The sequence below is a fragment of the Streptococcus sp. GMD1S genome (genome assembly GCF_000296875.1).
GTDB lineage: Bacteria > Bacillota > Bacilli > Lactobacillales > Streptococcaceae > Streptococcus.
In genome coordinates this window covers 1-12,275 of record NZ_AJQY01000032.1, presented here as the reverse complement: position 1 = coordinate 12,275, position 12,275 = coordinate 1, and the positions used below count along the sequence as shown (strand labels likewise).

Here is a 12,275-nt window from a genome sequence, read left to right as displayed (position 1 = left end):
CTTTAGTAGAAGTGTTGTCCCTGTTAGGAGTAGTATTTTCCTGAGGGGCTTCCTTTTGAATTTCCTTGACAACAGTTGTTTGAGTTGTCGTCGGTTCTTTTTTGTTGTTTTTGTTATTGTCCATGGCGTTCATGATGGTGATAGTAGCGGTGATGAGACCAAGGATACTACCGATGGTAGCAATCGTTTTTTGAAAGACAGTAAATCCCTTTTTGATGTGTTCTGTTTTTGATTTATTAGAAGTTCTACGATAGTTAGACATGATACTCTCCTTTGATTATGATTTATTATACCTCATTTCTTTAAAAAAATCTTAAAAAAAGAGAAACCTCCCTTTCTTGTCGCAGGTCTCTTTTCGTGATACAATAGAAGGAGTGATTTTAGAAAGCGTGAGAAAACATGATCTACTTTGATAATTCGGCGACAACCAAGCCTTATCCTGAAGCACTTGAAACTTACATGCAGGTCGCTTCAAAAATTGTAGGAAATCCATCTAGTCTCCATCGTTTGGGAGATCAGGCAACACGAATTTTAGATGCTTCCCGGCAGCAAATTGCAGATTTGATTGGCAAGAAAAGTGATGAAATCTTCTTTACCTCTGGTGGAACAGAAGGAGATAACTGGGTCATCAAGGGGGTGGCCTTTGAAAAAGCCCAGTTTGGCAAGCACATCATCGTATCAGCTATTGAACATCCAGCAGTCAAGGAATCAGCCCTTTGGCTGAAAAGTCAAGGTTTTGAGGTGGATATTGCCCCAGTTGATAGCAGAGGATTTGTGGATGTTGAGGCTCTAGCGAATTTGATACGACCTGATACGATCCTCGTTTCCATCATGGCAGTTAACAATGAAATCGGCTCAATCCAGCCCATTGAAGCTGTTTCAAAACTCTTGGCAGACAAGCCAACTATTTCTTTCTACGTTGATGCGGTTCAGGCACTCGCTAAGATTCCGACTGAAAACTATCTGACAGATCGAGTGGATTTCGCAGCCTTTTCGAGTCATAAGTTTCATGGTGTCAGAGGTGTTGGATTTGTCTATATCAAGTCTGGTAAGAAGATTACGCCTCTGTTAACTGGTGGTGGTCAGGAGCGAGACTATCGTTCGACAACTGAAAATGTGGCAGGGATCGCAGCAACAGCCAAGGCTCTCCGTTTGGCTATGGAAAAGCTAGACTTATTTACTGCTAAGACAAGCCAGATGAAGGCAGTCATTCGTCAAGCCCTTCTGGATTATCCAGATATTTTTGTCTTTTCAGATGAGGAAGACTTTGCCCCTCATATCCTGACTTTTGGGATTAAGGGTGTTCGTGGTGAAGTCATCGTTCATGCATTTGAAGACTATGACATTTTCATTTCCACAACCTCTGCTTGTTCGTCCAAGGTTGGAAAACCTGCTGGGACCTTGATTGCCATGGGAGTGGACAAGGATAAGGCCCAGTCAGCTGTGCGTCTAAGCCTAGACCTGGAAAATGACATGAGTCAGGTCGAGCAGTTTTTGACCAAGTTAAAATTAATTTACAATCAAACTAGAAAAGTAAGATAGGAGCATTTATGCAGTATTCAGAAATTATGATTCGTTACGGAGAATTGTCAACCAAACACAAAAATCGTATGCGTTTCATCAATAAACTTCGTAATAATATTTCGGACGTTTTGTCCATCTATCCTCAAGTTAAGGTAACCGCAGACCGCGACCGTGCCCACGCTTACCTGAATGGAGCTGATTATACAGCAGTAGCAGAATCTCTCAAACAAGTCTTTGGGATCCAAAACTTTTCTCCCGTTTATAAAGTTGAAAAGTCTGTAGAAGTCCTTAAATCAGCTGTCCAAGAGATTATGAAGGAAATCTATAAGGAAGGGATGACCTTTAAAATCACTAGTAAGCGTAGCGACCACAACTTCGAATTGGATAGTCGTGAACTTAATCAAACTCTTGGTGGTGCTGTTTTCGAGGCTATTCCAAACGTGCAAGCTCAGATGAAAAATCCAGATATTAATCTTCAGGTTGAGATTCGTGAGGAGGCTGCCTATCTTTCCTATGAAACCTTTCGTGGAGCAGGAGGATTACCTGTGGGAAGTTCTGGTAAAGGCATGCTCATGTTGTCAGGAGGGATTGACTCACCTGTAGCAGGTTATCTAGCTCTTAAACGAGGGGTAGATATTGAGGCGGTTCACTTTGCTAGCCCGCCATATACTAGTCCTGGTGCCCTCAAGAAAGCCCACGATTTGACTCGGAAATTGACCAAGTTTGGTGGCAATATCCAGTTTATTGAGGTGCCTTTCACTGAGATTCAAGAGGAAATCAAGGCTAAGGCGCCAGAAGCCTACCTTATGACCTTGACCCGTCGTTTTATGATGCGCATTACCGACCGTATCCGTGAGGTACGAAATGGTTTAGTTATCATCAATGGGGAAAGTCTTGGTCAAGTAGCGAGCCAAACTTTGGAAAGCATGCAGACTATCAACGCTGTGACTAGCACTCCAATTATTCGTCCCGTGGTTACGATGGACAAGTTGGAAATCATTGACATCGCGCAGGAAATCGATACCTTTGAAATTTCAATTCAGCCTTTTGAGGACTGCTGTACTATTTTTGCGCCTGATCGTCCTAAGACTAATCCTAAGATAGAGAATGCTGAGCAGTATGAAAAAAGGATGGATGTTGAAGGTTTGGTTGAGCGTGCAGTGGCAGGGATTATGATCACGAAGATTACACCACAAGCTGAAAAAGATGCTGTCGATGAGTTAATTGATAATCTCCTCTAATCAGAAAAACCAGAAGAATTTAGAATATTAAGTGAGAAAAGTTAGTTATTTATCCCTTAAAATGGACAATTACTGACTTTTTTTCTATTTTTATGGTATAATGAGATAAAATTTTGAATATAGAGAGTTTTCTGACAATGAATCATTCCTACTTTTACTTAAAAATGAAAGAACACAAACTCAAAGTTCCTTATACAGGAAAGGAGCGTCGTGTGCGTGTGCTCCTGCCAAAGGACTACGAGAAAGACACAGACCGTTTTTACCCTGTTGTTTACTTTCATGATGGGCAAAATGTCTTTTACAGCAAGGAGTCCTATATCGGTCACTCTTGGAAGATTATTCCAGCTATTAAGCGAAATCCTGACATCAGTCGCATGATTGTTGTTGCTATTGACAATGATGGCTTGGGGAGGATGAATGAGTACGCTGCTTGGAAGTTCCAAGAATCTCCTATCCCAGGTCAACAGTTTGGCGGTAAGGGTGTGGAGTATGCCGAGTTTGTCATGGAAGTGGTCAAGCCTTTTATCGATGAAACCTATCGTACCAAAGCTGATCGCCAGCATACGGCTATGATTGGTTCGTCACTAGGAGGCAATATTACTCAGTTTATCGGACTAGAGTACCAAGACCGAATTGGTTGTCTAGGTGTCTTCTCATCTGCCAATTGGCTTCACCAAGAAGCCTTTAACCGCTATATCGAGCGTAAGAAATTGACGCCTGAACAGCGCATTTTCATCTATGTAGGAACAGAAGAAGCAGACGATACGGACAAGACCCTAATGGCTGGCAATATCAAGCAAGCCTATATCGACTCGTCGCTTCGTTATTATCATGATTTGATTGCAGGTGGAATACACTTGGATAATCTTGTCTTGAAAGTTCAGTCTGGTGCTATCCATAGTGAAATACCTTGGTCGGAAAATTTACCAGACTGTCTCCGATTTTTTGCGGAGAAATGGTAAGTTAAGAAAGGAGAAAGCCAATGCATATTGAAAACCTTAGCCACTGGAGTGGCAATCTTAATCGTGAAATGTACCTCAACCGTTATGGATATGCAGGAATCCCAGTTGTGGTTTTTGCTTCATCTGGTGGCAGTCACAACGAATACTATGATTTTGGCATGATTGATGCCTGTGCTTCCTTTGTCGAGGAAGGTCGTGTTCAGTTCTTTACCCTATCCAGCGTTGACAGTGAGAGCTGGTTGGCCACTTGGAAAAATAGTCATGACCAGGCGGAGATGCATCGTGCTTACGAACGTTACGTGATTGAGGAGGCCATTCCTTTTATCAAGCATAAGACAGGTTGGTTTGATGGCATGATGACGACAGGTTGCTCGATGGGGGCCTATCATGCACTCAATTTCTTTCTCCAGCATCCAGATGTCTTTACCAAGGTAATTGCCCTCAGCGGTGTTTACGACGCACGTTTCTTCGTTGGCGATTACTACAATGATGATGCTATTTACCAAAACTCACCTGTAGATTATATCTGGAATCAAAACGACGGATGGTTTATCGATCGTTACCGTCAGGCAGAAATCGTCATTTGTACGGGCCTTGGTGCCTGGGAACAAGACGGTCTACCATCTTTCTACAAGCTTAAAGAAGCCTTTGACCAGAAACAAATTCCAGCCTGGTTTGCTGAATGGGGACACGATGTCGCCCACGACTGGGAATGGTGGCGTAAACAAATGCCCTATTTTCTTGGACACCTGTATCTATAAAAGGAGTTGCCTATGAATTACCTTGTTATTTCTCCCTACTATCCGCAAAACTTCCAACAGTTTACCATCGAGCTAGCCAATAAAGGCATTACAGTCTTGGGGATTGGTCAGGAGCCTTACGAACAACTAGATGAGCCTTTGCGCAATAGCCTAACTGAGTATTTCCGTGTAGACAATCTTGAGAACATAGACGAAGTCAAACGTGCTGTAGCCTTTCTTTTCTACAAGCATGGACCTATCGACCGTATCGAGTCCCACAATGAATACTGGCTTGAGCTGGACGCAATACTCAGAGAACAATTCAATGTTTTTGGTGCCAAACCGGAGGATCTCAAAAAGACCAAGTTTAAGTCTGAGATGAAGAAACTATTCAAAAAAGCAGGTGTCCCTGTGGTACCTGGAGCTGTTATCCAGACGGAAGCAGATGTGGATAAAGCAGTGAAAGAAATCGGTCTACCAATGATTGCCAAACCTGATAACGGAGTGGGAGCAGCAGCAACCTTTAAGCTTGAGACAGAAGACGATATCCATCACTTCAAGCAAGAATGGGACCATTCAACCGTTTATTTCTTTGAAAAATTTGTCACTTCTAGCGAAATCTGTACCTTTGACGGACTTGTGGACAAGGATGGCAACATCGTCTTTTCAACGACTTTTGATTATGCCCATACTCCACTTGATCTCATGATTTATAAGATGGACAATTCCTACTATGTGCTTAAGGATATGGATCCCAAACTGCGCAAGTATGGTGAGGCCATAGTCAAGGAATTTGGTATGAAAGAGCGCTTTTTCCATATCGAGTTTTTCCGCGACGGGGACGACTACATTGCCATTGAGTACAATAACCGTCCTGCAGGTGGCTTTACCATTGATGTTTATAACTTCGCTCACTCCTTGGATCTCTACCGAGGTTATGCAGCGATTGTCGCAGGAGAAGAGTTTCCAGCATCAGAGTTTGAACCTCAATACTGTTTAGCTACATCACGTCGTGCCAATGCCAACTATGTTTATTCAGAAGAGGACCTTCTTGCCAAATACAGCCAGCAATTCAAGGTCAAAAAAATCATGCCAGCAGCCTTTGCAGAGCTACAAGGGGACTACCTTTATATGCTGACAACTCCAAGCCGTCAAGAGATGGAGCAGATGATTGTAGACTTTGGTCAACGTCAAGATTAATGAAAAGGATGAAAGGAGTTTGACTTCTTTTTTCCTTTTCTTAACGATAAGTTAAATAAAGCGTTTTCCGTAGATTCTTTTAGAAAAGATATTGCTAAAAGGCCTAAAAATTGATAGAATAAGGATTGTCTAAAAAAATTTAAGGAGAATCTATCAAATGGATTTTACATGGGCTATTAAATATGCCACAGAATTCTTGGGAACTGCTATTTTGATCATTCTTGGTAATGGTGCAGTTGCTAACGTTGAACTTAAAGGTACGAAAGGTCACCAAAGTGGCTGGCTCGTTATCGCGGTTGGTTATGGTATGGGGGTTATGATCCCAGCCTTGATGTTCGGTAACGTATCAGGAAACCACATCAACCCAGCTTTCACTCTTGGACTTGCTGTTAGTGGACTTTTCTCTTGGGAGCAAGTACCATTTTACATCCTAGCACAAGTTTTGGGAGCAATCTTCGGTCAAGCTTTGGTTGTAGCGACTCACCGTCCTTACTACTTGAAAACAGAAAACCCAAACAATATCTTGGGTACCTTCTCAACGATTTCAAGCATCGACCACGGTACAAAAGAATCACGTTTTGCAGCTACTGTTAATGGCTTCCTCAATGAGTTTGTAGGTTCATTTGTTCTTTTCTTTGCAGCACTTGGTTTGACTAAAAACTTCTTTGGTGCTGAATTAGTGGCGAAAGCTCAGGCGACAATTAATGACCAAGTAGCTCAAGCTGCAGCGCAAGGAACAACAATCCCTCAAGAACAAGTAACAGCAGCGCTTGAGCAAGCAAAAAACCAAGCCGCTCCATTTTTGGCACCAGGTCTTGGAATTGCACACTTGGCACTTGGTTTCCTAGTGCTGGCTTTGGTAGCTTCACTTGGTGGACCTACTGGACCTGGTTTGAACCCAGCTCGTGACTTCGGACCACGTCTTCTTCACGAACTCCTTCCAAAATCAGTTCTTGGTCAACATAAGGGTGATTCAAAATGGTGGTATGCATGGGTTCCAGTTGTAGCTCCAATTGCAGCGGGTATTGCGGCAGTAGCACTATTTAAACTACTTTACCTATAAGAAATGAAACTGGGGTATCCCAGTTTTTTGTTATAAAATTTCTAAATAAAATAGATATGGCTTGTAAAATATTCGAAAATCCTTTAAAATAAAAGAGTTGGAGGAATTTATGAATGTGAATGAGATTGTTCGGATCGTTCCGACTTTAAAAGTTAATAATCGAAAATTAAATGAAAGATTTTACATTGAAACCCTGGGGATGAAACCTTTGCTGGAAGAGTCTGCCTTTCTTTCATTAGGCGACCAGACAGGTACGGAGAGATTGATTTTAGAAGAGGCTCCAAGCATGCGAACACGCAGAGTTGAAGGACTTAAGAAGCTAGCTAGACTCTTGATAAAGGTTGAAAATCCTTCTGAAATCGAGGCCCTTCTTTCTCAAATGAAGTCTCTTCCTCGCCTATTTAAAGGAAACCGTGGGTATGCTTTTGAGATTGTTTCTCCTGAAGAGGATGTGATCCTTGTTCATGCAGAAGATGATATAAGAGATTTGGTTCCACTGGAAACTGTTCCTGAATTTTATTCAAATACAAGTATAAAATACGTGAGCCAATTTGAGGTTTCTATGGAGTTGCGTTTGCCTGAAGGGACAGAGAGTTTACTTGATCCCGAAGGAGTAGCGCCAGTAATTACCTTTACTAAAGGACAAGGACCAGATTTGGCTGTTGAAAACAATGTCACTTGGGACCTGACGATGTTAAAATTTTTAGTCAAGAATTTTGATCTAACCAGTCTTCGTCAGAAATTTGAAAAGACAGGCTACTTTGTCCCTAAGTCTGAAAAATTCTTCCTTGGTAAAGATACCAATAACATTGAATTGTGGTTTGAAGAAGCATGAAGTGGGAAAAAATTCTAAGAAAAATAGAAAATCAAATTGAGGCAGGGATTTATCCCGGGGCCTCTTTTGCATATTATAAGGATGGTGAATGGAAAGAGTCTTATCTAGGATTGAGTGATCCAGAACGAGACTTGAAGACAGAAAGTGGTTTGGTTTATGATCTAGCCAGTGTGAGTAAAGTCGTGGGAGTGGGGACGGTTTTTACCTTCTTGTGGCAGCAGGGCACATTCGATATTGATCGACCGGTAACGGATTTTTTACCGGAGTGTGATTATCCTGATATCACTATACGGCAGCTTCTGACCCATGCCACAGACTTGGACCCCTTTATTCCCAATCGAGACAAGTTAAGGGCAGAGGAATTAAGAGAAGCCATGTTTCACCTCAACAGACGAAATCAGCCAGCCTTCCTATACTCGGACGTTCACTTTTTACTCTTGGGCTTTCTTTTGGAAAAAATCTTTAACCAAGACTTGGATCAGATTATAAAAAAACAAGTTTTGGAACCATGGGGGATGAAGGAAACGATGTTTGGTCCTGTTGAGCAAGCTGTACCAACAGTGAGAGGGGTGGAGGCCGGAAACATTCACGATCCCAAAGCCCGTCTATTAGGGAAACACGCAGGAAGTGCTGGTTTGTTTTCGACTGTTAAGGATTTGCAGATTTTTCTGGAACATTATTTGAAAGATGATTTTGCAGCAGAATTGAGCCGAAATTTTTCTCCTTTAGATGATAAGGAGCGGTCTCTATCATGGAATCTGGAAGGAGCTTGGCTCGACCATACGGGCTATACTGGTACCTTCATTATGTGGAATCGAGAGAAGCAGGAGGCGGCTATCTTTTTATCCAATCGAACGTATGAGAAGGATGAGCGTGCCCAGTGGATAGTCGATCGAAACCAAGTGATGGAAATGATTCGTCAAGAGGAGTAGGAAGAAGTATGTCAAAAACCGTAAAAGGAACTCTGTATACAGTAGTGGCGGGGATTGCTTGGGGCTTGTCTGGAACCAGTGGCCAATACCTGATGGCACACGGGATTTCGGCTCTGGTCTTGACCGACTTGCGTCTTTTAATCGCCGGGGGGGGGGTACTCATGGTCTTGGCTTATTCTACTGGAAAGGATAAAACGCTGGCCTTTTTAAAGGATAGAAAGAGTCTGCTGTCTCTTCTTATTTTTGCTCTGATTGGTCTTTTTCTCAACCAATTTGCCTATCTGTCTGCTATTCAGGAGACCAATGCAGGAACGGCGACGGTGCTTCAGTATGTTTGTCCTGTCGGGGTTTTGATTTATAGCTGCATCAAGGATAAGGTGGCGCCGACTCTGGCAGAGATTATTTCAATTGGTTTAGCAATTGGAGGAACTTTTCTTATTGCAACGCATGGGGAACTTGACCAGTTGTCGGTCACACCTGCTGGTCTTTTCTGGGGCCTCTTTTCAGCCTTGACCTATGCCCTCTATATTATCCTCCCTATTGCTTTGATTAAGAAGTGGGGAAGCATGTTGGTGATTGGTGTCGGGATGGTTATTTCTGGTGTAGTGGCTATTCCCTTCACAGGAGTCTTACAGGCCAGCATACCGACTAGTCTAGATTTTCTCTTTGCATTTGCTGGGATTATCATCATCGGAACGGTCTTTGCTTATACAGCTTTCCTAAAGGGAGCTAGTCTGATAGGCCCTGTTAAGTCTAGTTTATTAGCTTCCATAGAACCAATTTCTGCCGTTTTCTTTGCCTTTCTGATTATGAAGGAACAGTTTTATGCGATTGATTTTGTCGGTATGGCTATGATTTTACTAGCCGTGACCATTATTTCATTGAAAGATTTACTGTTGGAAATAAAGAGTAAGTAACTAAAAAATCCACTCAATCGAGTGGATTTTTTGTGTATAGATGATTAGTCTTTATTTTCGTGTGGCAAGATCAAGTTTAAGATAATTCCTGTCATGGCTGATAGAGCAGTACCTGAAAGTGTAACTGGGCCAAGTTTGAGGATAGCTCCACCAAGTCCAAGTACCAACATGGCACTGGCGATGATGAGGTTACGCATTTGGCTGAAGTCAACGCGTTCCTTAATCAAAACTTTCAAACCATTGCTGGCGATAACTCCGTAGAGAAGGATGGACATGCCACCAAGCACAGCATTTGGAATGGTTGAAATCAAGGCAGTGAATTTCCCTAGGAAGCTAAGAGCAATGGCGATGAAGGCCGCGTTACGGATAACAGAGACAGAAGCGATACGAGTCATCCCAATAACCCCTGTATTTTCGCCGTAAGTCGTATTAGCTGGTCCACCGAGGAAGGCTGATACAGATGTCGCGATACCATCACCAAGAAGCGTACGGTGAAGTCCTGGTTCTTTCAGGAATTGACGGCCACAGATTTGGCTTAAAACTGTGTGGTCTCCGATGTGTTCTGAAATGGTTACAATAGCGATTGGCAAGATGGCGATTGTTTCAGGACCGAAGTACAAGTTGTACTCTTTAAAGGCTCCACCTGTACTAAATGGCAAGTAGAAACCAGGAATTTCAAACCAATTGGCTTGAAGGACTGGGGTAAAGTCAACCAAACCAAGCATCATAGCGAAGATGTACCCACCGATGATGGCAAAGAGGAAAGGAATGATACGAAGGAAACCTTTTCCTTTTGTATTGATAAAGGCGGCAATCAAGAATGTAACAACGGCTACAAGGGCGTTTTTCCAGTTTCCGTCTGCTACGAGTCCAGCATTCGTTACAGCAGAACCAGCAAGACCAAGACCGATAACGATAATCATAGGTCCGATAATGATTGGGGGCAAGAGTTTATCAATCCATTTTGTACCTGCAAAACGAACACTTGCTGCTACAAGAACATAAACTAAACCAGTCAGGATAACTCCAGTTTGGGCAGCAGAGACATCGCCTCCCATTTCTTTCATGGCTAGAGACATAGCTGTGATAAAGGCGAATGAAGAACCTAGATAAACTGGAACCTTAAAGCCAGTAGAAATCATGTAGATAAGTGTTCCAATACCGGATGCAAAGAGAGCAACCGATACGGGCATTCCCAAAATTAAGGGAACGAGAATGGTTGCACCAAACATGGCAAATACGTGCTGGAAGCTTAGAAGAATTCCTTTACCAACAGAAGGACGTTGATCAACGTCTAGTAACAAGTCAACAGTTGATTCCTGTTTCATAAAAACCTCACTTTTGGGCACCAAAAAAGAGCCCATTATTTTGCAGCAATAGGCCCTCAGAGTAAGACTTTTTAAAAAATAGTTATCTTTTAAAAATTTATATAAATCTGCGCCTTCGTCACCTCACAGGATGACATTAAAAACCTTTGCTTAGGATAGTATAGCAGAAAAAATTCGTTTTGTAAACGAATTTTTCCCGAGCCCAGAAATACGAGAGCGAGGTTGATTTTGTAAATTCTTTAAAGTGGGCGTTTGTTGGGCATGCCAGCCTTTCTTGGGTACTTGTTAGGTGTTTCCTTTTTCTTTTCGACGACAGTGATGTAGCGCGGATCTCCATTTGGTAGGGCGTAGCTGAGATTGTCTTCGACCTTGCTGAAGAGGAGGTTGAGGGCATTCTTGGCTTCTAGCAATTCCTCAGGAGCATTGCTGGCCTTGAGTGCCAATAGTTTGCCGCCGACTTTAAGATAGGGAATGGTCAGCTCAGACAAAACCTGCATACGGGCAACCGCACGAGCCGTCACCACATCAAACTGGGCACGGAAGTTCTTATCTTGGGCAAAGTTTTCTGCCCGTCCATGGTAGAAGTGAACACCGTCCAAATCCAGCTCCTGAGCCAATAGTTGGAGGAAGTTGATGCGCTTATTTAGCGAATCAATGATGGTTACATCTAACTGAGGATAGAGGATTTTCATAGGAAGGCTGGGAAATCCTGCCCCTGCTCCGATATCAAGAAGTTTGATAGTTTCATTTGAAATCAAGCCTTGTAGGATGGGTGCAATCGAATCATAAAAGTGTTTGAGATAAACTTCTTCTTTGTCTGTAATAGCGGTCAGGTTAATCTTTTCATTCCACTCGACCAAGAGCTCAAAATACCGTTCAAATTGGTTCTTTTGCTGGTCCGAAAGTGGAAGATTTTGCTCAGCTAGTAGGCTGTAAAATGTTTCTGGTTTCATAGTAGTTTCCTTCTCTAGTATCATCTTATTTTACCATATTCGTTAAAATTTTGATATACTGGTAGTAATCTAAAAGCAGAAAGGAATAAGATTATGACTTGGATTATTCTTGGAGTTTTGGCTCTGATTGTTATTTTTGTGATTGTTAGCTATAACGGTTTGGTTAAAAATCGTATGCAGACCAAGGAGGCTTGGAGCCAGATCGATGTTCAGTTGAAGCGTCGTAATGATCTCCTCCCAAACTTGATTGAAACAGTCAAAGGCTATGCGAAATATGAAGGTTCTACCTTGGAAAAAGTGACAGAACTTCGTAGACAAGTAGCCGCAGCAACTTCACCAGCTGAAGCTATGAAGGCCAGTGATGCCCTTACCCGCCAGATTTCTGGTATCTTTGCAGTAGCAGAGAATTACCCAGACTTGAAAGCTAGTGCTAATTTTATCAAATTGCAAGAAGAGTTGACCAATACAGAAAATAAAATTTCATATTCACGCCAACTCTACAACAGTGTTGTCAGCAACTACAATGTAAAACTTGAAAGTTTCCCAAGCAACATCATCGCAGGACTATTTGGCTTTAAAG

The 12,275-nt window shown here is 42.3% G+C and carries 13 protein-coding genes; 10 read left to right on the top strand and 3 right to left on the bottom strand.

Going from position 1 to position 12,275, the window contains the following annotated elements:
* The coding region (locus GMD1S_RS05315) for a DUF6556 family protein (RefSeq protein ID WP_000073954.1) at positions 1–262 on the bottom strand (262 nt) is incomplete at its 3' end.
* Positions 263–399: 137 nt separating this feature from the next.
* On the opposite strand from GMD1S_RS05315, the gene GMD1S_RS05310 reads away from it, so the two are divergent.
* The 9 genes from GMD1S_RS05310 (at position 400) to GMD1S_RS05270 (ending at position 9,414) form a co-directional block, all read left to right on the top strand.
* Positions 400–1,542, top strand: coding sequence for a cysteine desulfurase family protein (locus GMD1S_RS05310; protein WP_000638936.1), 1,143 nt, complete (start codon positions 400–402; stop codon positions 1,540–1,542).
* 8 nt (positions 1,543–1,550) lie between these two features.
* Entirely contained in the window at positions 1,551–2,765 is a 1,215-nt protein-coding gene (gene thiI, locus GMD1S_RS05305) for a tRNA uracil 4-sulfurtransferase ThiI (protein ID WP_001200094.1), read from the top strand.
* Between the two features lie 137 nt (positions 2,766–2,902).
* Positions 2,903–3,727 carry an alpha/beta hydrolase gene (locus tag GMD1S_RS05300; protein ID WP_001016811.1) on the top strand — a complete coding sequence of 275 codons (825 nt, stop codon included), beginning with the start codon at positions 2,903–2,905 and terminating at the stop codon, positions 3,725–3,727.
* Positions 3,728–3,747: 20 nt separating this feature from the next.
* A complete protein-coding gene (locus GMD1S_RS05295) occupies positions 3,748–4,488 on the top strand; it encodes an esterase family protein (RefSeq protein ID WP_000546821.1) in 741 nt (246 codons plus the stop codon).
* 12 nt (positions 4,489–4,500) lie between these two features.
* On the top strand, positions 4,501–5,667 hold the full coding sequence (locus GMD1S_RS05290) for an ATP-grasp domain-containing protein (protein ID WP_001108609.1): 1,167 nt from the start codon (positions 4,501–4,503) through the stop codon (positions 5,665–5,667).
* A gap of 157 nt (positions 5,668–5,824) precedes the next feature.
* Complete coding sequence (gene gla, locus GMD1S_RS05285; RefSeq protein ID WP_000348113.1) at positions 5,825–6,730, top strand: aquaglyceroporin Gla; 906 nt, start codon at positions 5,825–5,827, stop codon at positions 6,728–6,730.
* 109 nt (positions 6,731–6,839) lie between these two features.
* Positions 6,840–7,565 carry a CppA N-terminal domain-containing protein gene (locus tag GMD1S_RS05280; RefSeq protein WP_001102080.1) on the top strand — a complete coding sequence of 242 codons (726 nt, stop codon included), beginning with the start codon at positions 6,840–6,842 and terminating at the stop codon, positions 7,563–7,565.
* A complete protein-coding gene (locus GMD1S_RS05275; RefSeq protein WP_000870773.1) occupies positions 7,562–8,497 on the top strand; it encodes a serine hydrolase domain-containing protein in 936 nt (311 codons plus the stop codon). Before GMD1S_RS05280 ends, GMD1S_RS05275 begins: the two co-directional genes overlap by 4 nt.
* A gap of 8 nt (positions 8,498–8,505) precedes the next feature.
* Positions 8,506–9,414, top strand: coding sequence for a DMT family transporter (locus GMD1S_RS05270; RefSeq protein ID WP_000047997.1), 909 nt, complete (start codon positions 8,506–8,508; stop codon positions 9,412–9,414).
* Between the two features lie 44 nt (positions 9,415–9,458).
* On the opposite strand, the gene GMD1S_RS05265 is transcribed toward GMD1S_RS05270, so the two are convergent.
* Positions 9,459–10,742: a uracil-xanthine permease family protein gene (locus GMD1S_RS05265; RefSeq protein ID WP_000808290.1), complete on the bottom strand. Its 1,284-nt coding sequence runs from the start codon at positions 10,740–10,742 to the stop codon at positions 9,459–9,461.
* A gap of 239 nt (positions 10,743–10,981) precedes the next feature.
* Positions 10,982–11,695: a 16S rRNA (guanine(527)-N(7))-methyltransferase RsmG gene (gene rsmG / locus GMD1S_RS05260; protein ID WP_000801955.1), complete on the bottom strand. Its 714-nt coding sequence runs from the start codon at positions 11,693–11,695 to the stop codon at positions 10,982–10,984.
* Positions 11,696–11,788: 93 nt separating this feature from the next.
* Here rsmG and GMD1S_RS05255 point away from each other — a divergent pair.
* A partial coding sequence (locus tag GMD1S_RS05255) for a LemA family protein (protein ID WP_000219837.1) occupies positions 11,789–12,275 on the top strand: 487 nt, incomplete at its 3' end.